This window comes from Candidatus Defluviilinea proxima (assembly GCA_016721115.1).
Lineage (GTDB): Bacteria > Chloroflexota > Anaerolineae > Anaerolineales > Villigracilaceae > Defluviilinea > Defluviilinea proxima.
The window spans coordinates 4,717,544-4,740,293 of the sequence record JADKIW010000001.1; the positions used below are offsets into that span (position 1 = coordinate 4,717,544).

Below are 22,750 nucleotides of genomic sequence, written 5' to 3' on the forward strand. Positions count from 1 at the left end.
CTTTGAATGCTTCAGGTAAACTGTGATTTTGCGGAAGGAAATATTCCTTGATCGCGGCAGGGACAGGAGGTTTGGTTTGACTGCCGTCTGATTTTGGATTTACGATTTGCGATTGACGATTTGAGACCCTTTGAGGGGCCGTAGCCATAAAAGAAGGGGATTCTGATACAGGCGTAGAAAAGGATTGAGATGGAGGCAACAGGCTTCGGTTGAGTCTGAGGCGATGCCATCGCGTTGGCAAGTTTATTGAGTGCGGGAATCTGAGTCCGTGTGAGAGGGCCAGCGAGGTAGTTCATCGTCCAACGGGTTTGAAAAAGTTGAGGTGCTTTCTCGTGGACGTTATGCAAAATGAAAACGCGTTTACCAAGCGTGGAGATCAACTTATCAAAGGTATTTCGCGGAACGCCGCCTGCCGCACTTTCGAGCCCATCGAGCAGACGGTTCTTATCCTGTTCGGTTTGGAGTTTGCCAATGAACCATGTGCCCGCGTTGGAGAGGGCCTTGTAATCCACGTCCACAGGGTTTTGGGTGGCGAGCAAAAGGCCGAGGCCAAAGGCACGCGCTTGTTTCAACATACGGAGAAGAGGCTGCTTGGAGGCTGGGTTGCGTGAGGGAGGCAGGTAACCAAAAATTTCATCCATGTAGAGGAGAGCGCGCAATGATGTTGCGCCGCTTTGGGTGCGCATCCATGTTTCGACAGATGCCAGCAAGAGCGTGACAAAGAACATACGCTCAGCATCGGAGAGATGGGCGATATAGAAAATATTGTGGCGCGGACGTTTATCTTCGGTGTAAAGCATGGAGCCAATATCAAGTGGCTGGCCTTCGCGCCATGTTTCAAACGCTGGTGACGCAAGGATATTGTTCAAGACCATCGCAAGTTCCATGCGATCTTTGGCAGGGAAGAAAGTATCGACGGGGAAAGCGCCAAGTTTATCGAACGGAGGCGTTTGGGTTTGCAGAATGAGTTCGGTCAGGTCCACGCTCTTGCCCTGACTCCAGGCATTCTCGAAAATATTGGCGAGCAGAATATGTTCGCGCGAACGAAGGGGATCGATATCATCATAACCAACAAGCCCAAGCAATGCTGTGACTGTGCTCGCGATCTTCTCACGCAACACTTCACGATTTTCATTCCAAGGGATTTCGGGCGCGGCGAGCGATGATAAAACACTAACAGGAATGCCCGCGTCAGAGCCGGGCGTAAAGACGGAAAATTGTGCGGCGTTCTTGAGCGCCAACACACGTTCCTGTGTGATGCCCCACTCGTTCAATCCATTGCGCCAATTCAGCGACGCTTCCATCGAAGCCTGTTCGATTGTCTTTCCTGCGCGGCGAGCCTGTTCTGCGTCAAGCCAGGGTTGAAAATCTTGCGGGGCAAGATCAGGAAAGTGCAACAATAAATTCGTGAGGTCGCCTTTTGGGTCGATAATTATGGCAGGGATGCCCTTCAATGCGGCTTCTTCAAGAAGCCCAATGCACAAACCTGTTTTACCCGAGCCGGTCATACCGGTGACAACTGCATGGGTGGTCAGGTCAGCGGGATCGTAGGTTGCTTGTGTGTTCGAAACAGTTTGCTTGATAGGGTCGTACGCGCGTCCAAGGTAAAAGTTTGCGTCGGTCATTGTGTGTCTCCTGCGCGAGTTGGTTTATACAAGAAGATGATACTTGTACCTGATTTTATACCCGTCACGGGCATTATATACCATCGCACAAGGAACTGACTTTAAAAAATTTGCGGAGGGGTCGCCTCCGCAAATTTCATCAATCATCTCCACCGCCACCAGATCCGCTTCCCCCTCCACTGTCATTGCTATTGTCATCATTACTATTGGAGTCATTGTTATTGCTGTCGTCAGAGTTGGTATTACTATTCGTGTTGGTGTTGGTATTCGTATTTGTGTTCGTGTTTATATTGGTGTTTGTGTCGTTATCACCAGAGTCAGAACCACCACCCGACCCACTTTTCTCGAACTCGATCTTCGTGACAATAAACACGCCATTTGTATTGTAATAGCCTTCCACCTTTGCCGCCGCGCCAACACTTGGAGTGCCTTTGACTTCCGCCGTGGCAATGTTCATCAAGATGCCGTTCACCACGATGAAATCATTTTCGATGGAGACAACCTTGCCTTCTATGGATTTATCTTCCGTCTTGGTTGCTTCAACTTTGACCTTTGTCGGGACGGGGGTTTTGGATGTAGGAACAACAGTCGCTTCACCTTCGGACTCGTTGTCTGAGTCCTCCCCACCGGACTGATCCGTCTCTTGAGATTGATGAGCGCCATCATCCTCGAGATCTTCCACTTCCGGCACGATGGAACCGGGAGAAACCAACTCAATCCGAGATGCATCGATACTCTTGTCGCTTCTCGTCTGGCCTTGTATACGCACAGCATCACCAACTTGTACTTGCGGGCTTGGCAGAATGGTGTCAGATGAGATCACAATTGTTACACCGGCCACCCGCCACTCGGTCCCGTTTTGACGCGTGACATATCCAGAAAAGTCCACAGGCACAGAGCGTCCCGCTGTGAAGAGTTCATGCACTTCGTCCAGACGTTCAGTCTCATGCTCGAGTTCTAATTCTCCACGACGAGTTGGGTCGAACGTAAAGAGCAACAGCACGTCCTCCCAAGTACGCTTGACGGGATAGAGATTATCGCCAGGCAAAGTGTTTGATGATGCACGGACAAGCCCCGTACTACTCACGAACAACATTGTCACGACCATCAAACTCACCAACGCACGTCGCAACGGCACGGACCAAATACGGCGGGAAGCCGGGGAATTCTTCGCCTCACGCATCTCAGAAGCACGCTGAAGCAATTTTGCGCGATTCCTTCGAACCACTTCCTGTGAAGGAGCAGGCACAGCCATCTCTTTTGCCTTTACAGACGTTTCAAGGATAGGACGAAGTTCATCGGCCAATTCAGGATAACGGAAGAGAACGGTATCTACATCCGCGCCTTGTTCGATCTCATTTAAACAAACTTCTAAAGCTTCATATAAATTATTCATAACTCACCTCCCCAATCATTCGCTGGAGCGATGCGAGCGCTCTAAATTGGAGGGCCTTCACGGCATTTACTTTTTTCTTCATATACAATGCAGTTTCTTCGAGGGAATATCCCTGATTAAACCTCAAAGCTAAGACGTGTTGTTGTTCGTCGGTCAACTGGGCATAGGCCTGTTGCACAACCCGGTTTTGTTCACGTAAATCCACTTCAGCGTTGACGCTCGTAACCGCATCGGGCATCGCGTCTGACAATGCTTCTGTGGGCCTGCGATACTTGCGGCGCAAATGATCGTTCACAGCGTTGGAGGCTGTGGCGATCAGCCAACCTTTGAGGTTGGTCTGCGGTCCCTGCCCTTTTTGCGAGGCTTCGAGCAAGCGCATGAACACATCGCTGGCAATATCCTCCGCAACGGCATCATCGTTCACCCGGTAACGGACGTAACGATGGACCTCAACAAAATATTGATCGTATATGGCGCCGATGGATTGCGAATCCAACTTTTGCAACCCTTTCAATGCGCCTTGTTCTTCATAAGACATGGTTCGAGTATTCCCTCGCATTATGCTTGCTATAAAAAATGGTACTGCAACTTGCATTTTAGTATAACATCCCAAAAGAAAAACTCACGGCAATGCGATCACTTCATAGATGACAGCCTGGTCGTCACGATACACTTCTTTTAGCCCGGGATCCTTGGCGGCGGCTTTCATAAAGTTTCCATGCTTCAAGTCGGTATGCACATATTGCGAACCAAATACACTGGCAATAATTTTCGATGGGGCATCCACATTTCCTTGCGTGACAAGAACCCATTGATCGTACAGATCCGCATCATACAACTGCATATACGTTGGGTCGAGACCGATCAAGTATGTATTGTGCGTGTTGTAATAGAACAAACGCGGGAAATCATCCCAGTCTGTCTGAAAGACGCGTGACCCAGCCGGGGTATTGGCTTCCAGCCAATGAGACGCTCCCGCATACAGTTCATATGATTTGGATGTATCAATCGCTTCACGCGCCCGAGGAACTGATCTGGCGATACTGACAGCTACAGCCACCGACAACAGAATCGCGGGCAGGTTCGCGAGAATCCGCTTGAGGGGAGACTCGGCTGAAGAAACGGAAGCAGGTTCAGGGTCCATGAGAAGAGGCGACCATGCGAAAGCAGCGAAGACCAACGCGAACGGCGGGAAATATTCCACAAACCGGCGCGCTTGCAAGAGCATGAGTCCAAAAAGCAATGCAACGAGCAAAGAAAAGGCGGTCCGCACATCCATTTTTTTACCGGAGAGTCCAAGAGCAAACATCCCGCTGACCAATGCGATGAGCGATGGAAATGAGTTCTCAAGGATTTGTTTCGTATCGTACGGGAACCACTCGTTGCCAACCCGGACAGATGTAGCTTCTGTCAACTTCGGCAACATGTGACGATATGAAAAAATAATGTTGTCTGGAAAATATGGATTGATGAGCATGCCAAGCAAAATACCGCCCGCGACAAACAGTAAAGGCTTATATTCAAGGCGATGCTCGATCAATGCAACCGCAAGGACATATAAAACAGCAAACGCGATCAGGAGTGGAAAAGCATCGTACATCCAAACATAAATAAACGACAGAACAGCAAGATGCTTATTTTTTTTTCAACAAGCCAGAGCACTGCAAGCGCAAGCACGGCAAGAGAAAGCGACCCAGCGCGCGTCACGCTCATACGATAGAGGAACGCATCTGAAATTCCCAACAAAGCCAACGCCCATAACCATGCATACGGCACACGTTGACGATGAAAAAGAAACCACACGACAAGAAATGCGATACTTGAAAAAATAACGGCGGCCCACTTGGCACCGACGCGCAGATCAGCAAAATACGTAAAAGGGATCAGTGCCACATGGAAAAGAAAATGATGATCGTAATATTGCTGTTGATTCAAGATCGAAAGTGGCAACCAGGGGAAATCAGGTTTCAATCCTTCTGTGCGCATGAGCCATGCCAACTTGATGTGATAGAAGCCATCGTTATCGGGCATATCAGGCGTGGCAAATTGGATGAGAGCCATACATAGTACGAACAGAAGAAAAAGTCCGATGGCGGGTAGAGTAGAGTGGAGTCGCTTTTGCATATTGTTGTTCACATCTTGGAGAATAGGACATCTGGAGTGTTCTCCAGATGTCCCATTTGTAATTATCTCACCTATGACTAAAGGTTAATCGTTGTTGTTTGAATTCGAGTTACTGCCACCACCGCTATCATCATCGTTACTGTTCGAATTACCGCCAGAGTCATTGTCGTTGTGGTTATCTTCATTGGAGTTCTGGTTGGAGTTGTCATCACTACCATTTGAGTTGGAGTTGTCGTCACTGCCATTGGAATTGGAGTTATCGTCATTGCCATTACCATTGGAATTACCGCCGATTCCTGTGCCAGCAGGCTTTTCAATCTCACGGATCGTGAAGGTTCCATCCGCGTTGACGATCACATGGATCTTGACCTGATCGCCAATTGCTACAATGTTCTTGAATTCAGTGAAGTTCGCCAGATTATATGTTACACCACCGATCGTGATCGTGTCAGCTGTAATGGCTTCCACTACGCCGAAGAGTTCCTGTTCAGGGCCGGTAGGCGCATCATTGCTGTTGGCATTGCCATTTCCATTGCTGTTATCGTTGGTATTATCGTTCATGTTGGCATTCGCGTTCGCATTTGCATTGTCATCATTGGCGTTCGCGTCATTGGAATTCGCATTGCCGTCGTCGGGGCCTGAGCCTTCGATCTTCAAGACCACAACCGAACCATCTGATGAGACATTAGCTTCCACTTTTACAGTGTCGCCAACCTGAACGTTCGAAGCCGCGAGCACACTTGCATCCACGGAAACCTGTTGCCCACTGATCACCAACTGACCATCGCCAATCGATTCGACAGTCCCAGTGAAGACAACCTCACGCGATTGTCCGCTTTGAGAGTTGTCCACATTCTTGGGGGCAACGCCCGCTCCGCTACACGCATTCAATAAGTAAGCCCCTATAACTAAGACCGACATGATGAAACGTTTTGACTTTAACATTATGAACCTCCGAAATTAAGTTTGAAACTGATTACATCTCAATAGTCGTCGGAGGTAGGGAAAGGTTACGGGCAAATAAAAAAACCTCCCGCGTTTTGCGAGAGGCGAAAATTGTCATGCAGATGGGTTGTCGAGCCGTATCCCGTGTCCACGCACGGTATCGATATATTGGTGAGAGGGATCAAGTGAAGAGATGCGATCTCGCAGGCGGCGGATCAACGCATCAAGGGCCTGGTCTGACACTCCGGCAGATTGATCTTCTCCCCATACGATTGCCACAAGGTCAGGGCGGCTCACCACCTCTCCTTTATTCTCATACAGTAACCACAACAACTTGAACTGTTGCGCAGAAAGAGGCGGGACGATCTGCTGATGATTGACCCACACACGACGCGACTTCAAGTCCATCATCAAACGTCCAGACGGAGGCGTACCTTCCACCAACGGAGTCGTTGCGTCAGAGATCAGGAACACAAATTGCTGGGCCATCGCAACAGACAACATGTCACCATCCTGCAATACGACAGGAGCAGTTAGAGAGGTTCCGTTATGATGCGTGCCGTTCTTACTCCCAAGGTCTTCAAGGATCACACCCTCGGCAGTCGGCGTCAGACGTGCATGATATCGTGATATCTGGCGGTCTGAGATCACCACATCGCAGGTTGGCTCACGTCCTAATACAATTGTTTTGCTTAACTGCCAGCGCTGACCTTTCAAAGGCCCTTCCTGCGCTACCAGCAATGGAGAATCTTCCTGTGTCATCATGAATATCTCTTTTTCAAGGAATAATAACCCGAATACATGTGGTCGTATATTATAATACTATAGTAGAAACACAAGCATTTGCGCAGGAACACGCCGAAACCAACTTGCGTTCAATGCTAAGCAACAAAGCGATCCATCTATATAAGGAGAACGAGTGCTCCCACCCCTCAAGAATGAGGAGGTTTTGCGCGGCCGCTACAAGATCCGTGAACGGATCGGTCAAGGCGGCATGGGCTCAATTTACCTTGCCGACGATATGCGGCTCAAGGGACGTCAGTGCGCCCTCAAAGAGGTCGAATACGACCGCGCCCTCCCGGAAAATATAAGAGACGAAGCCCGCGAACAATTTTTACGTGAGGCTACTGTTCTCGCGCGCCTCGATCATCCTAATCTGCCTAAAGTTTCTGATTTCTTTTCGAACGGTCCACGCGATTACCTCGTGATGGATTACATCCCCGGCGAAGACCTGCGCACGTTGATGCTCGAAGCGCGGCGCAACAAAAAATACCTACTTGAAAAGGAAGTTCTCACGTGGGCAGAACAGATCGCCAATGCCCTCACCTTCCTCCATAGCCAGGAACCATCCATCGTGCATCGCGATATCAAGCCAAGCAACCTGAAACTCATGCCGCACGGATTGATCAAGCTCGTGGACTTCGGACTCGTAAAAATTCTTGCACCCGAAGAAGTCACCATCACCATCATTCAAGGACAGGGAACCGCGCTTTACACTCCTCTTGAGCAATATGGAGGAAGCGATGTACACACCGACATCCGCTCGGACATCTATGCATTCGGCGCTACGCTGTATCACCTGCTCACCACCGAATCTCCAGCGGACGCACGCAAACGCTTCCTTGCGCCCGAAAGCCTGATCCCGTTACGACAGATCAATCCTACCCTGTCAGCGCGGACCGAAAAAGCAGTCATGTGGGCCATGTCCATGCACCCGGATGAACGGCCTCACTCAGTTGAAGAATTCAAAGAAGCCTTGATTGGGAATCGCGAAACGCCGATGCTTTCCTTTTCCCCTCGTATAAACTTGCCCACGCACTCAGTCATGGATAATCTCTCGAATCCTCCCGAAGCCACACTTGCGTGGAGTGCGGCTGTGTTATTCCTGCTCAGCCTTCTTGCGACTTTGATTCGCTAGGCCAGCGGAACCAAAGCCACGTAAGTAGTATTCCCAACGCTTCCCCCGCCAACGTAAACAATAGAACACCAAACGCACCGCCTGATTCGGAGGAAATCCATTCAGTTGAGTTTGGCAAACCTAAAGCAAGATAGTTATATGCACTAAAACCACCAATCAACATGCTCAATGCAAACCGCAATCCCCAACGCGGTGTAATGACCCTACTCACAGCCCAATACGTAAGCGCGGCGCTCCCAAACACTCCCAACAAAACAAGAAGCCAGATACTCGTTCTAGGATACCCATCCGGTGAGACGAAACTGTTCTCAACCATCACTGTCGGTGTGAGAGTGGGAGGTTCCGGTGTCAACGTTACTTCGGGCACAACAACAGTCACAGCAACGCCGGTATCTGTCGCATCAAATTGCAAGACCTGCGAGACCAGCGCTGGTTCGCTGACAGCATGAATCTCCACTTTGCCAGGTTTATCAATAACAAAAGATGCACGTGCGATGCCATCGGTTGTCGTTGCATCGACCTGTTGAAGGATACTCCCTGTCTCATCCCGCGTGGACATGGTAAACCGTACCACTGTCGAATCAGGAACAAGATGATGGTTATGATCAAGTATAGGTCCAGCCTGAACCGAGATCGAATCCCCAATGGCATAAAACGGAGTTGCTGTCACTTCGGGTGTGAGCGTCAGGCTTGCTTCCGTTGTAGGCGATTGTTCTTGAAAGGGTTGTAGCGGAATGACCTGGCTGGGATCGGGAGATGTCTGCGCGATCAGGTCATATCCAACTGCGGGGATGGAAACCGGGGAAGACCCTTGCACAGAAACCGATTGGAAGAGAATGCGTGCCGCCACATCCACGGAAGCAGGTTGTTTGCTGTACAGCGCATAATACGCTGTGAGCTTGGAAATATCCGTCGCATCCAAATAATAAGGAGCCGTGAACGAGAACAAGATCACGTTCTTTGTGCGGATCAGATTTGGTCGTTCAGAAAAGAGACGGCGAAGAAGAGCGATCTGGTTGCCCCCCACATCAGAGAGAGAGATGACAACCCACGAAGCATTATTCAATGCAGGTTCGATGTCCGTTATGGTCGTCCCATCGAGAAGTGCGCTCACCTCGCTCAATGCAAACGAACTGACACGATTCCTGAGAATCTGCCCACTACCATCAGGGCCATACAAGCGTAAAACGGTTTTCTCGAAAGCATCCACTGCAAAGGAGTCAAACTCTTCGCAAGTGCTACATTGTTTATAACGTACTACGTCGGTCAGGAAAACGATCCGCTCGCCTGTGCTCGGTGGAACAGGCAATAACGTATTCAACTCTTGTGCGTCAGGGCTGATCAACGTTGCGGCATCGCGCGCAATATCAAATGCAACCTGCCCCGAAGAACCAACAAGAGCCAATTCATTTTCCGAAGGAATCACAGTATCTATATTCTGGTCTGGATACATCTTCAGTTTATGCGTGAGTATTCTGGTAACAGCCGCATCCACCAACTTGGCAAAAACCGTGTCGTTGCGATACTCCTGCGCAAAAGAGGAAAGGATCCGCAGGTTAACAGAGTAGGTATCTTTGAACTCATCAGAGATAATATTGCCGAGATAGAGAATGTCATTACCGGCAAGGAAGGCATCGCGCGCCACCAAGCGAGGCGAAAAACTTTCCCCACCCAAAGAATAGAACTCCTTTACTGCTTTACCTCCCAGATCATCACTGATGATCAATCCACCGTTTCCACGCCATGTAGAAAATTCAGGCAATGCAAGAATGGCCGACAAAGCAGGTGCATCAAAACTGACAGGTCTTGTGGTCGCACGGATATTCCCCTGAAATCCCTGATAACGAATATGTGAGACAAGCAGGCCATCCACATTTGACTGTGGGTCTGTTGCACTTGTCACCGCAACAAAAGGCTTCAACTCGATCAGTTTCAACTGTTCCAACGATTTACGAACCGTGGCAACTTCCTCTTCCGGTGAACGATCTGAACTACCACGCCCGGGGAAATGCTTGGCCACTACGATCATGCGCCCATTACTGCCTTGATGTAAACCGGTAACGTAGGCCTGTCCCATTTTGCCCACCCAAAATGAGTCACCACCGAAAACACGTGTCCCCAAATCACTGCGAGCAGAAGGGTTAGGCGACTCGACCACGTCGAGGGATGGACCAGCATACAAATTAAAACCAATCTTTGATAGCTCATTTCCCAACACCGAACCTACATGCATGGCATTTTCAGTTTTCCATGTTGCGCCGATCGCCATCTCGTTTGGCAAGGGCGTCATACCGTTCAATATTTGATCGTTCGGAACCCCATCCCCCTCCTGAGAAACGCCAATGAGCAACGGCACATATATATTATTCGGCAAGGTATCAGAAACCGCCGTATTCCATTCGATGTTCTGCAAGCTCTTGATCAATTGGTGAGCGGAAGTCACAGTGCCCGGCCCGCCAACAAAATTATCGTTTTCTGCGGAAAGCATCACTCCGCCAACGTGCTGGTTAGCGATCAGATCATAGATCTGCGATGTTTCACCTGTATCCGTTCCACGAAATGTCACAATGAATAATTGCCCCACACGTTCCTCAGGCGTCATGGAATTTAACAATTCCAGAACCTGCGGGGATGGTGTAGGGGTCTGGGCCTGCGCACCAGCTACAGGTCCAAGAAGAGACACGATGAACGCCAACAACATCAGCCCACGAAGAAGACGATTCAAATTCATGCATCCCCCGCCATCTGAAAAGCGCGTCTCTTCTGGTCTTTGAACTGGTCGCTGTTTCGAAAGGTTTGACTTAGCTTCATCACTTGATTTCCCCGCGCACCTTCACTGCCAACTGCGGATCATCTGTAAAGATCGCATCTACACCCCAATTGAACAATCGTCGCATATCTTGCTCAGCATTTACCGTCCATACATGGATACGCCTATTCAAACGATGTACACGCTGAACCTGTTGATGTGTTACATCTTTTATATAAGGATGCAGGGCATCGTATTTACCAAATGCAAAACCGAACGAACGTGGCCATGCACCAAGCACTCCGCCCAATGCCAGCAAACCAATTGGAACTTCAGGTAGGTAACTGCGTGCTCGTGAAAGATTAGCCGCAAAAAAGGATGAAAACAATACCCGCTTCTGCAAACCAAATCTCTTTACCAACATACACACGGACTCAACTAAATGGTCACGCGGCGTATTGTAATTTGTGAGTTCAACATTGATGAATGTGCGCTTGCCCACCGACTCGAAAACTTCTTCAAGTGTGGGGATCTTCTCACTTTTGAATTTCTCCGAAAAGAAAGCGCCAGCATCCAAAGAACGCAAATCCCCCAACGACATATCTCTTACACGTCCATGCGCACCGGTTGTACGATCTAAAGTAGCATCATGGATGACAACAACACGTCCATCTGTTGTTAATTTGGCATCAAGTTCAACGCCATCTGCACCTTGTTCAACAGCAAGTTCGAATGCGGCAAGAGTGTTCTCCGGCGCATGAGCCGATGAACCACGGTGGGCAAAGATGATGGGATGAGGAAGTGTTTTGAGCATGGCAAAAAAATTACGGATCACGCACTACGAAAAAGTGATGCGCAATCCGTAATGCATATGAAAATACACCGATTAAATATCCACGAAATAGGCCTGCGCCGCACGATCCAGCATATCGCGGGACATGGTCGGCGGAACGGCAAGATAACTGGAAATATCCAGGATCTGGTCACACAAGTCACGTGGATGAGACGCACGCAACTTTCGGTTACGTTTGATATACCACTCTTGCAAAAGGTAGGCTAACCCCTGGTCACTGTACTCCACCTTTTTACCTTGAGCAACACGTTTAAAGATCTCGCGATATTCCTCATACGAGGGATCGCCAATCTCGATCTTGTGGCGCAAACGACGCAGGAAGGCTTCATCCACGAGGTCTTTTGGCGGGAGGTTGGTCGAGAATACGATCAAAACATCGAAGGGCACTTCAACCTTACGTCCGTTATGAAGCGTAAGATAATCCACACGGTTCTCAAGCGGAACGATCCAACGGTTGAGCAGGTCACGCGGACGTACTTGTTGTCGTCCAAAGTCGTCGATCAAGAAGATGCCGCCATTGGCTTTGACCTGAAACGGCGCTTCATAGAACTTGTGGACATCATCATACACAAGGTCGAGGCCTTCAAGCGTCAACTCACCACCCGTCACAATGAACGGACGGCGAATCTTTATCCAGCGTGGGTCACGGCGCGGATTGGCACGCAAGTTACCGGTACCAGAGGCAGAAGGTGTTCCATCTGATTCTGGCGCAAGCGTATGGCTGACTTGGTCATATACTTTAATGACCTGTCCATCAAGATACAACGCATAAGGAATATAAATGGACTGGGTCAAAATGAGGTTGCCAAACGCACGCGCAACGCTCGTCTTACCGTTACCTGGAGGGCCATACATGAAAATAGACGTACCAGAGTTAAGCGCAGGGCCTAATCGTTGAAAAGTATTCTCAGAAATGACCATCTGCGAAAGCACCTGACGCATCGTACGCGCCGTAACGGTCATACGTCCCGTCTTTTGGCGGCGCATCGCCTCGTTGTACACTTCAAAAGGAACCGGCGCAGCGCCAGCATACTGACTTCGATCCAATGCTTCACGGGCACGGGTGATACCGGCCCCAGTAATACCGTAGGTATAAGCACCTTCACCCAACCCACCCTGCGACGACTTCACCTCGATCAATTTTTCACGTTTCAGAGATTCAAGAATACCATCAATGACACCTGCAAACGGAAGCGCCATATACTCTGCGATCTTGAACCCGCTGATAAATCCTTGGTTATACAGGATCTTTAAGGCGAGGTCTTGAAGCCAGAGTGCGTTTAAACCAGTATCTTCCACAGAATTGATCGGCGGAGGGGCAAATACACTGGTACTACCTACAGGTCGCATAAGATTGTTGGTCATAATACCTCCCAAAATGGGATAGGGGTAATGTGAGATATTTGAATTATAGCACGCCAAACTTTTAATTCAATTCGGTTATGAAATATCGTATATAATCTGCAACGCTATGAACCTATCCGTAATCATCCCCGTATACAATGAAGTAACAAACATCCAGGAGATTATCAAACGTGTGCAGGCCACAAAGCTTGCTGATGAGATCATCATCGTAGATGATGGCTCACAAGATGGTACACGCGATATTTTGAAAACACTGGACGGCAAAAAGAAAGTCCGCGTAATTTTGCATGAGAAGAATCAAGGCAAAGGTGGAGCTGTTGTCACTGGTATGAAAGCCGCAAAAGGTGACATTCTATTGATCCAAGATGCCGACCTCGAATATGACCCGCGCGACTACCCAGCCTTGCTCCAACCAATCAACGAAAAACTGGCAGAAGTTGTCTACGGTTCGCGGTTTCTGGGTTCAGCGCATCGCGTTACTATGTTCTGGCATCAGGTTGCCAACAAGCTACTGACTTTCATGACTAACATCTTATACGACTCGATCCTGACGGATATGGAAACAGGGTATAAGGTCTTTCGTCGCGAGGTGGTCGAAGGCATGAATATCCGCTCCAAACGCTTCAACTTCGAGCCGGAATTCACCGCCAAGATCCTCAAGCGGAAACACCGCATCTTTGAGGTTCCTATTACGTTTAACCCACGTGATTATTCCGAGGGAAAGAAGATCAAACTCAAGGATGCCTTCGAAGCAGTTTGGGCGTTGATCCGCTATAGGTTTTTCGATTAATGAGCACTGTGCTCGAGCAGATCGAAAAAGAGTTTCAACTTGCCGAACAGGCACGCGCAAAAGGGAATGAGGGACAAGCCCGAGTCTGCGCAAGGCGCGCGGCAGGTATAGCTATTCGGGACTATCTGACTCGAAAAGGGACTCCCCCTCGAAGCGCCAGCGCATATGACTTGTTGAATCTGCTCAAGGATGACCCGCTTCTTTCCTCAGACTTGAAACTGATCGCTGACCATTTGACCTTACGCGTCACTGAAGAATTCAAACTTCCTATCGACGCAGACCTCGTGGCAGATGCACGAAAGTTATGTGATGAGTTGTTGAAATGAATGAACCCCGCCGCAAGCGGACGGGGTATCGTCCACTAGTGTATAGAACGTTTACACAGTTCTCTCACGCCGCAAAGCGGCGGGGTATTGAACCCTTGATAGGAATAAATACACCCCGAATTTTTTCGGGGTGTATGTTTTATTACGCAAGACGATCACACGTGTTTTCTTCCAGTCAAATAATAGAAAGCGCGGGCAATTGTAATAAGAGCCAATAATCCAGACATCACACCGCCAAATACAAGGAACATTCGCTTCCAGTTACTCAAGCGGGAAACGATTTCTTCGCGGTCTGGGAAGTGGATCCGTTCACGTAAACGGTGGATCATATCTCTCGAAGGCTGAACCGGCTTCAAGGTCCGTGCGAGATGCGTTTCGAGAGCAAGGATCACATCATCAGTATCATCGTCGGACATTAAGGTTTGTTTAGATCGTGCCATTTTCTTTCTCACTATATTTATTGAATTGGATATAAGATCAATCCTACAGTTCCAGGCCCAAGATTCGCGGCGACTGAGATGGACAGTTCACTGATCATGGTCTCTTTATGGTTGAAATGACCTTTAGCTTGTTCCAAAAGTTCTTCGCCAGATTTGGGGTCACGTGCATGGACAACTGCAAGGTATACCGGCTGATTGCCATATTCTTCTCTTGCCATTTCGATCACGCGATCCAAAGATGCTTTGCGTGTGCGGACTCGTTCTGCCATGTTCAGGTCACCATTACTCAACACAGCAATTGGTTTAACATTGAGCAAAGAAGCGAGTGCGGCCTGCAATGTCTTCACACGGCCAGACATTTTGGCATATTCCAAAGTATCAAGCGTCAGAATAACCCGGACCTTATATTTGATCTCTTCAAGGTATTGCACGATCTCTTCCACGCTTTTACCTGCGCGTTCCAACTTACGTGTTTCGCGGCACATGAGACCAATGCCAAGTGAACCAACCGCTGAATCTATCGGGATAACTTTGAACTCATCTTTAACTTCTTCTGCCGCAGAGATGGCCGAAGCGTAAGTGCCTGAAAGTTTAGCAGTGACGTGAATGGAAAGGATCGTATCGCCTTTTTGCGCGATCTTGCGGTAGAACTCCACGAATTGATGAGGGGAAGGCTGGGCTGTCTTTGGAATACGTTTACTTTCATCAACAAGCTTGTAAAAACCCTCATTGTCCAATTCGATGCTTTGAAGGTAGGTCTTCTCGCCAAACAGGATGTTGACGGGGATCATATCGATCCCATACTCTCTGCCCCACCCTGGCAGGATATCAGCCGCACCGTCAGTTACGATTCGAAGCATGTTAATCTCCTTCGAGGTTGATATTTTGATCACCTAACTGGTCGCGCAAGGCCAGTAACGTACGGTGATACAAACTTTTCACTGCTCCTTCACTACGTCCCATGATCGCGCCGATCTCTGCATTCGACATGTTCTCAACAAACTTGAGGATGAGAAGATTCTGTCGTTCCGAGGGCAGGCGTCGGATGAGGCGAAGAAGCGCATCCTGTTCCTGCGAACGGACAAGATTCCGCTCGGGGTGGTCACCTTTTGTCGGCAGGACCGGCAGTTCATCCAATGGGATTTCCTGCTTACGGCTTCGATCTCGGTGCCAATTTGCAACCAGATTGTGGGCAATGCGATACAACCAGGCAGAAAATGGGATACCGCGGTCTGTATAATTTTTTATATGGTTCATTGCCCGTTGGAAGACACGGGCAGTCAGGTCTTCTGCATCATGCAGATTGCCTGTTCTGTAATACACATAGTTGAAGATACGATCCACATAGCGTTCATAGAGTTGACCAAAGGCATCCCGGTCACCTTGTGAAGCCAGTGAAAGTACTTCGTCTTCCTTGAACTCAGTTTCCTGCACAGATCAATCCTACCGCAGGGTTATTACAAATAACCCCAACGGATTTGAGAAGTTACACATGAGTATAACATGCGCGTTATAAATCCATCCCGAAGGCGTCCGAATTAGCGATTGGTATAATTAAGGTTTAGCGTTTGCACAAAACCGTTTCATAACTAAAACATTTGTGCTAAAATACATCTCCTCGAAGGAGTCCCATGTCATCCAATATCATTCGCGTGGTTGGTGCACGCGTCCATAATTTGAAAAACATCACGGTTGAGATCCCGCGCGATAAGTTCGTGGTTATCACTGGCTTATCGGGTTCGGGAAAGTCGTCACTGGCGTTCGATACGATCTTTGCTGAGGGTCAACGCAGATATGTTGAGTCGCTTTCCGCGTATGCGCGTCAATTCATCGGGCAGATGGATAAACCCGATGTGGACTATATTGACGGCCTCTCCCCCGCTGTATCCATTGACCAGAAGTCCACGAGTCACAATCCGCGTTCGACGGTTGGTACGGTCACCGAGATCTACGATTACATGCGTCTGTTGTTCGCGCGTGCAGGTATTCCGCACTGTCCCACTTGCGGACGTGAAGTGGTCAAGCAATCGGCACAGGAAATTGTAGACAAGGTCGCGGGGCTTGAAAATGGTACACGCATTTTGATCCTTGCGCCGCTGGTTCGCGGGCGCAAAGGAACGTATCAAGCTGTCTTTGAGGAGATCCGCAAAGCGGGTTTTGCTCGTGCCCGCGTGGATGGCACTGTCCACTCACTCGATGATGAAATCGAACTCGACCGTTACAAACAACACACCATCGAAGCAGTGGTAGATCGCCTTGTGATTACTAAGGAAGGCGAAAAAGAAGAAAAGAAAGCCGCGCTCACCCGCCTGACCGACTCGATTGAAACCGCGCTCAAGTTTGGCGAGGGATATATCACGGTCAACCTCGTGGACAGTAAAGAAGACATTGCGTTTTCCGAGCACCTCGCCTGCCCTGAGCATGGCGTCAGTATCAATGAAGTGGAGCCGCGTACTTTTTCGTTCAACACACCACAAGGCGCCTGCCCAGATTGTCAGGGACTAGGCTCAAAATTGGAAATAGACCCGGAGCGCATCATCCCGGACCGAGACCTGTCTCTCAACGAGGGAGCGATCGTCAGCCTTGAGTGGGGACCGAAAGAGGAAGGCGGATATTACTGGCAATCATTACAGAACGCCTGTCATGCTTATAAGATCGATATGGATAAACCCATCCGCGAGTTGAAGAAAGAACAAGTCAACCTTGTTCTTTACGGCACAGGCGATAAGCAAATTCAAATGACGTATAAGAACGCAAACGGCAACGAGTTCAAGTTCACACGTGCCTTCGAAGGTGTTATTACAAATCTTGAACGCCGTTATCGCGAAACCAACTCCGAATGGATGCGTGAGAAGATCAGTGAATTCATGTCTGATCGTCCATGTCCATCTTGCGGAGGGAAACGTCTTAACCCGGCCGCATTAGCCGTGACTGTGGACGATATCAACATCGTGGAAGCGAACTCATGGCCCGTGTTGCAAACGCTTGAATGGGTCAAGAAGATCTCCGGTAAAGGGTCGCCTCTCACATCCAAGCAAAAGACGATCGCAGAACGCGTTATCAAGGAAATCCATGAAAGGCTGAACTTCCTTGTGAACGTCGGCCTTGATTACCTGACTTTGAATCGTTCGGCCGTAACACTTTCCGGCGGCGAAGCACAACGCATCCGCTTGGCAACACAAGTTGGGTCACGTTTGGTCGGTGTGTTGTATGTATTGGATGAACCGTCCATTGGGTTGCATCCACGCGATAATGCGAGACTGTTGACCACGCTCAAAGGGTTGCGTGATCTTGGCAATACAGTGCTAGTCGTTGAGCATGACGATGAAACCATCCGTGAAGCGGACTGGATCATTGACCTTGGCCCCGCCGCTGGCGAGCATGGCGGCCAAGTCATTGCAGAGGGAACGCCTAAACAGATTTTGGTGCACCCGAAGTCATTGACAGGACAATATTTATCGGGGCGAAAGCAGGTTGAGGTCCCGAAAAAGAGGCGTGAAGGGAATGGCAAGAGTCTCAAGATCGTTAATGCGTCCGCAAACAATTTAAAGGGAATCGATGTCGAGTTCCCGCTTGGAAAATTGATCTGCATCACAGGCGTAAGCGGCTCCGGCAAATCCACTTTGATGAGCGACATTCTGTATAGCTCGCTGGCATCCAAACTGATGGGCGCGAGGACGATGGCAGGCGAACATGAGCGCATCGAGGGAATTGAACATCTCGATAAGATCATCAACATTGACCAGTCACCCATCGGGCGCACACCACGCTCGAACCCTGGGACGTATACCGGGCTGTTCGATGAGATCCGCAAGCTGTTCGCAGAACTCCCTGAAAGTAAAGTGCGCGGATACAAGCCTGGTCGTTTTTCGTTCAACGTACACGGTGGGCGGTGCGAGGCTTGTCAGGGGCAAGGTGAATTGCGCATCGAAATGCAGTTCCTGCCCGATGTATATGTGCCCTGCGATATTTGTCACGGCAAGCGTTTCAACCGCGAGACCTTACAGGTGATGTTCCGCGACAAGTATTCGATCGCGGATGTGTTGGATATGACCGTTGACCACGCGCTTGAGGAATTCCAGAACTATCCGCAGATGCAAAACAAGTTGAAGTTGTTGCAGGAAGTAGGCCTTGGGTATGTACGCGTCGGTCAACCCGCCACTACACTCTCCGGTGGCGAGGCACAACGTGTGAAGCTTTCGAAAGAACTTTCGCGCCGCGCTACAGGGCGAACACTTTACGTGTTAGATGAACCGTCCGTTGGCTTGCATGCAGCAGACGTACACAAGTTGATCGAGGTGTTGCAACGGCTGGTGGACACGGGTAACTCCGTTTTGATCATCGAACACAACCTCGACATCATCAAGGTCGCAGATTGGTTGATCGACCTCGGCCCCGAAGGTGGTGACAGGGGCGGCGAATTGATCGCAGAGGGAACACCCGAGCAAGTAATGAAGGTCAAGGGCTCGTATACGGGGAAGTATTTGAAAGAGCACATGAAATAAGACGAACAGTTCCCGCAAATATTTGCGGGAACTGTATTTTAAATCCCTGCGTTTAACAATCAATTTTCAGGTAGAATTATTTCACCGCATGAGGTGGGAGTAATTCTCATCTTGTTGCTGAATTTCAAAGGAAACTAAATATGTTAAATCGAACACCACCACCTAGCAAACCCAGCACATCCAATGTGATCAATTCCTATCGCAAACGCCGCCTACAACGCGGACCCATCCTGTTATATGGTGCAATTGCGTTGATCGTTATTGGACTTATTGCCATTGTCATTTCCTTCATGGGAGGCAAAGGCAACTCACCGCTCAATACCATATTCGCTACAAAAACCCTAACCCCCACTACAACATTCACGCCGACCAACACAAGTACACCGACTGCAACCACAACCGTTACACTGACCCCAACAGCCACAATCACCCCGTCACCAACACGGGCATCATCCTACACGCTCGTGGAAGGCGATACCCTACAAGCGGTTGCTGAAAAGTTCGATCTTGGCCCCGATGGTGTTTTATTGCTTCTTGAATACAATACACAAATTGTAGAGGCAGGCGGACTGTACTACGTTGGCGATCCGCTTAAAATTCCACCAGCTGGTACTAAGCTTAGCACCTCCACCCCTCTCCCGGCCAACATCGGACGTGGCACCAAGATCGATTACAAAGTTCTGCCCGGCGACACACTGGCTGGTATTGCGGCCAAGTTCAACAGCAAGGAAGAAGACATTATCTCCGTCAACAGCATTACAGATGCCAATGCGCTCCAAGTGGGACAAGAACTCAAGATCCCGGTCAACCTTGTGACGGCAACCGCTACGCTTCCTCCCACGTCGACGCCTGTTACGCCAACTGTTGAGGGACAGCCCACTTCGACCGTGGCCGCCGCAGTCACTACTGCCGCTGGCACCCCCGCACCTAGTGGAAACGCTCCAGTGTGTAACCCAACACAAGACGAAACAGCTGTAGCCGCGCTTGTGAAACTCATCAACGACGCCCGCACCACTAGCGGATTGGCCGCCCTAACCCTTAACCAAAAGCTGACCTCGGCCGCCAATGCACACGCTGTGGATATGCTCTGTAACAACTATTTCAGTCCGCTTGGGTTGAAGGATAATTCAACAGTCAAACAACGCGTTACAGCACAAGGCTACACCGCTTCCACTGTGGCTGAGAATTTATACGCTTTGCAACCCAGCTACGGCATGACCGCACAAGCGGCCTTCAACTGGTGGAACAAGAACAAGGAAGCGCGCGAGAACATGCTCAACCCGAACGTGGCAGAAATGGGCGTCACATATGTCTCTGACGAGAACACCCTGTTTGGTGCTTATTTCGTTGTGACGTTTGCCAAACCCTAAAAGTAGATACGACCTAATGAGCGCTTTTTCTGGACAAATCAGGAATGCTCATGTAAAATACCGCTCTTGTGACCACTAGATGGTTGTCACGTACTTAAGTAAAGCAGGAAATTTCGGAGGAAGACCTTGGCTAACATTCAGTCCCAAATCAAAAGAAACAAGCAGAACGAAAAGCGTCGTTTGAGCAATCGTCTTGGACGCGGTTCTGCCCGCAGTGCCGTCATCAAGGCTCGTGCCGCTTTGGAAGAGAACAAACCTGAGACCAAAGAAGCTGTGCTTCTCGCGATCAGCACTCTCGATCAAGCCGCCGAGAGCGGTGTGATCCACAAGAACAACGCCGCCCGTCGCAAAAGCCGCCTGATGAAGAAGCTCAATTCTCTCAAATCGGCCTAATCGGTTAATTTGTTCGAGCAAACTGCGGGAGTCGAAAGACTCCCGCTTTTGTTATCCCCCCTCCCAGCGAAGGCAGGTGGGACTTTGATATAATCCAAAAACAGGATTACTCCGCTTATGTTTGAACAAGAACAACAACTCATCGAAGAAAAAATAAAAGCGTATTGCGCGGCCAATGATATCGCGCTCGCCGAACTCAAATGGACACCCATCCCCTTCTCGGGCGAATGGGGTATTGCCACGTCATTCTTTCAGACCGCGGCCAATGCCGCCAAACTCGGCAAGGGAAACAAGGTCCCAGTGCCGCAAAAGGCCCAGGAAATCGCAGAGCAGGTCAAAAGTCAGATCGGAAGCGTGGAGGGTGTCAGTCATATTGAGGCGGTGAAGGGCTATCTCAACGTCTATTACACAACATCTGATTATGCCAAGCGCGTTGTGGATGAAGTGCTCGCCTCAAAATCAGACTTTGGGCGTGGTTCGTCGAAAAATGAACGCGTCATGGTCGAGTACGCTCAGCCGAACACGCATCACTCATTTCACATCGGACATTATCGCAACACGATCCTGGGCGAAGTGTTGGCGCGTCTCGTTGAGTTTGCAGGCTTCGATACGATCCGCGCTTCGTATCCCGGCGACTTGGGGCTTGGCGTTATCACAGTGATGTGGATATACGATAAGTTGTACAAAGGCCAGGAACCCGAGGGCATTCACGAGCGTGGTCAATGGCTGGCAAAGTTATATGTAGAAGCAACTGCATTGCTTGAAAAGAAGGAAAACGAAACACCTGAAGAGACCGCGCAACGCGAGGCGTGCGATGCCGAACGCCGCGAGATGTATCGCAAATGGGACGCAGGCGACGCAGAAGTGCGTGAGTTGTGGCGCGTGACCCGTGAGTGGAGTCTTGAGGAATTGCGCGATGTGTTGAAAATGATGGACGTGAAGATGGATGTCTGGTTCTACGAATCAGAAGTGGATGAACCATCAAAAGCCATCGTTGAAGAGTTGATCGAGAAGAACATCGCCGATGATGAACGCCCAGACGGTGGCGCTGTGATCGTAAAGATCGACGAGAAACTCGGGCTCACAAAAGAGAAATACCGAACGAACGTCATTTTGCGCCGCGATGGAACAACGCTGTATCTGACTAAAGACCTTGCGCTCGCCAAAGAGAAGTTCGAGAAGTATCACGTTGACCGCTCAATCTATGTAGTGGATGTGCGTCAGTCCCTGCATTTGCAACAGGCGTTTGCCATTTTGAAGTTGTGGGGCTTCCCACAGGCAGAGAAGTGTCATCACTTGGGATATGGCTTTGTAAGCCTGCCAGAGGGAGCCATGTCTGCGCGGCGTGGACGTGTGGTGTTGTTTAAGAACGTTTACGACGAAGCCATCAAACGCGTGCTGGCAGTCGAATCAGAGCGGAGTGGAAATATCCCCGAAGCGGAACGCGAAGCTATAGCTACACAAATTGGTCTGGGCGCACTGGCCTACTCCATGTTGTCTGTGGACAACAACAAAGACATCGTCTTCGATATGGACGAAGCATTGTCTTTTGATGGCCGAACTGGTCCGTACATTCAGAATGCACACGTAAGAGCAAACAGCATTCTAAAAAAAGCAGGAACATTCAATGCCGCAAACTCAACTTTTGACTATGAGCTCACCAAACACGAGATCGAGTTGATCGAACGCATGTCAAAGTTCCCCGATGCGGTACAGCAAGCCGCGAACGAATATCGTCCGCTGGTGATGGCGCAGTATGCGTACGATCTGGCAAATGCTTTCCATTCGTTCTACCATGCCGTGCCAGTCATGCAGACGGAGGATGAAAAAGTCCGCAGTGCCCGCTTGCAATTGGTGATGGCGGCAAAGCAGGTCATTGCAAATGCGTTGAGATTGTTGGATATTCAATCGCCCAATGTGATGTAAAAAAGAAGGTCGCGTTTGAAACGCG

General features: G+C 49.5%; 20 protein-coding genes. 7 read left to right on the forward strand and 13 right to left on the reverse strand.

Features of this window, described 5'->3' with window-relative positions; genetic code table 11:
* Nucleotides 1-11: 11 nt before the first annotated feature.
* From IPP66_21960 to IPP66_21990, 7 genes are all read right to left on the reverse strand, one after another.
* Nucleotides 12-1,625, reverse strand: a complete 1,614-nt coding sequence (locus IPP66_21960; protein ID MBK9927946.1) for an ATP-binding protein — start codon at nt 1,623-1,625, stop codon at nt 12-14.
* A gap of 139 nt (nt 1,626-1,764) precedes the next feature.
* Complete coding sequence (locus IPP66_21965) at nt 1,765-3,021, reverse strand: hypothetical protein (GenBank protein MBK9927947.1); 1,257 nt, start codon at nt 3,019-3,021, stop codon at nt 1,765-1,767.
* Nucleotides 3,014-3,559: a sigma-70 family RNA polymerase sigma factor gene (locus tag IPP66_21970; GenBank protein MBK9927948.1), complete on the reverse strand. Its 546-nt coding sequence runs from the start codon at nt 3,557-3,559 to the stop codon at nt 3,014-3,016. The genes IPP66_21965 and IPP66_21970 overlap by 8 nt, the downstream gene beginning before the upstream one ends.
* An 84-nt stretch (nt 3,560-3,643) precedes the next feature.
* Nucleotides 3,644-4,621 carry a hypothetical protein gene (locus IPP66_21975; GenBank protein ID MBK9927949.1) on the reverse strand — a complete coding sequence of 326 codons (978 nt, stop codon included), beginning with the start codon at nt 4,619-4,621 and terminating at the stop codon, nt 3,644-3,646.
* Nucleotides 4,597-5,145: a hypothetical protein gene (locus tag IPP66_21980; protein MBK9927950.1), complete on the reverse strand. Its 549-nt coding sequence runs from the start codon at nt 5,143-5,145 to the stop codon at nt 4,597-4,599. Before IPP66_21980 ends, IPP66_21975 begins: the two co-directional genes overlap by 25 nt.
* Nucleotides 5,146-5,229: 84 nt before the next feature.
* Entirely contained in the window at nt 5,230-6,090 is an 861-nt protein-coding gene (locus IPP66_21985) for a hypothetical protein (protein MBK9927951.1), read from the reverse strand.
* Nucleotides 6,091-6,204: 114 nt separating this feature from the next.
* On the reverse strand, nt 6,205-6,855 hold the full coding sequence (locus IPP66_21990) for an FHA domain-containing protein (protein ID MBK9927952.1): 651 nt from the start codon (nt 6,853-6,855) through the stop codon (nt 6,205-6,207).
* A 229-nt stretch (nt 6,856-7,084) separates the two neighbouring features.
* On the opposite strand from IPP66_21990, the gene IPP66_21995 reads away from it, so the two are divergent.
* Nucleotides 7,085-8,008 carry a serine/threonine protein kinase gene (locus IPP66_21995; GenBank protein MBK9927953.1) on the forward strand — a complete coding sequence of 308 codons (924 nt, stop codon included), beginning with the start codon at nt 7,085-7,087 and terminating at the stop codon, nt 8,006-8,008.
* Here IPP66_21995 and IPP66_22000 read toward each other — a convergent pair.
* The 3 genes from IPP66_22000 to IPP66_22010 form a co-directional block, all read right to left on the reverse strand.
* Nucleotides 7,980-10,739 carry a hypothetical protein gene (locus tag IPP66_22000; protein ID MBK9927954.1) on the reverse strand — a complete coding sequence of 920 codons (2,760 nt, stop codon included), beginning with the start codon at nt 10,737-10,739 and terminating at the stop codon, nt 7,980-7,982. The two genes, IPP66_21995 and IPP66_22000, sit on opposite strands and share 29 nt — an antisense overlap.
* A 79-nt stretch (nt 10,740-10,818) precedes the next feature.
* Nucleotides 10,819-11,592 carry a glycerophosphodiester phosphodiesterase gene (locus tag IPP66_22005; GenBank protein ID MBK9927955.1) on the reverse strand — a complete coding sequence of 258 codons (774 nt, stop codon included), beginning with the start codon at nt 11,590-11,592 and terminating at the stop codon, nt 10,819-10,821.
* A 51-nt stretch (nt 11,593-11,643) separates the two neighbouring features.
* A complete protein-coding gene (locus IPP66_22010; protein ID MBK9927956.1) occupies nt 11,644-12,960 on the reverse strand; it encodes an ATP-binding protein in 1,317 nt (438 codons plus the stop codon).
* Between the two features lie 121 nt (nt 12,961-13,081).
* Here IPP66_22010 and IPP66_22015 point away from each other — a divergent pair, with 121 nt between their 5' ends.
* Nucleotides 13,082-13,765, forward strand: coding sequence for a glycosyltransferase family 2 protein (locus tag IPP66_22015; protein MBK9927957.1), 684 nt, complete (start codon nt 13,082-13,084; stop codon nt 13,763-13,765).
* Nucleotides 13,765-14,091, forward strand: a complete 327-nt coding sequence (locus IPP66_22020; protein ID MBK9927958.1) for a hypothetical protein — start codon at nt 13,765-13,767, stop codon at nt 14,089-14,091. Before IPP66_22015 ends, IPP66_22020 begins: the two co-directional genes overlap by 1 nt.
* 155 nt (nt 14,092-14,246) lie before the next feature.
* Here IPP66_22020 and IPP66_22025 read toward each other — a convergent pair whose 3' ends face one another.
* Genes IPP66_22025 through IPP66_22035 form a run of 3 tightly spaced genes read right to left on the reverse strand, consistent with a single transcriptional unit; the run spans nt 14,247 to nt 15,965 of the window.
* Nucleotides 14,247-14,531 carry a hypothetical protein gene (locus tag IPP66_22025; protein ID MBK9927959.1) on the reverse strand — a complete coding sequence of 95 codons (285 nt, stop codon included), beginning with the start codon at nt 14,529-14,531 and terminating at the stop codon, nt 14,247-14,249.
* Nucleotides 14,532-14,548: 17 nt separating this feature from the next.
* Nucleotides 14,549-15,391 carry a DegV family protein gene (locus tag IPP66_22030; GenBank protein ID MBK9927960.1) on the reverse strand — a complete coding sequence of 281 codons (843 nt, stop codon included), beginning with the start codon at nt 15,389-15,391 and terminating at the stop codon, nt 14,549-14,551.
* A gap of 1 nt (nt 15,392) precedes the next feature.
* Nucleotides 15,393-15,965 (reverse strand): sigma-70 family RNA polymerase sigma factor, encoded by a 573-nt coding sequence (locus tag IPP66_22035; protein MBK9927961.1) that lies wholly within the window; start codon nt 15,963-15,965, stop codon nt 15,393-15,395.
* 197 nt (nt 15,966-16,162) lie between these two features.
* Between IPP66_22035 and uvrA the strand changes: the two genes are divergently transcribed.
* The 4 genes from uvrA (at nt 16,163) to argS (ending at nt 22,725) form a co-directional block, all read left to right on the forward strand.
* Complete coding sequence (gene uvrA, locus IPP66_22040) at nt 16,163-19,036, forward strand: excinuclease ABC subunit UvrA (protein ID MBK9927962.1); 2,874 nt, start codon at nt 16,163-16,165, stop codon at nt 19,034-19,036.
* Between the two features lie 140 nt (nt 19,037-19,176).
* A complete protein-coding gene (locus IPP66_22045) occupies nt 19,177-20,406 on the forward strand; it encodes a LysM peptidoglycan-binding domain-containing protein (protein ID MBK9927963.1) in 1,230 nt (409 codons plus the stop codon).
* Nucleotides 20,407-20,532: 126 nt separating this feature from the next.
* Nucleotides 20,533-20,799, forward strand: coding sequence for a 30S ribosomal protein S20 (gene rpsT, locus IPP66_22050; protein ID MBK9927964.1), 267 nt, complete (start codon nt 20,533-20,535; stop codon nt 20,797-20,799).
* Between the two features lie 117 nt (nt 20,800-20,916).
* Entirely contained in the window at nt 20,917-22,725 is a 1,809-nt protein-coding gene (gene argS / locus IPP66_22055; protein MBK9927965.1) for an arginine--tRNA ligase, read from the forward strand.
* Nucleotides 22,726-22,750 lie beyond the last annotated feature (25 nt).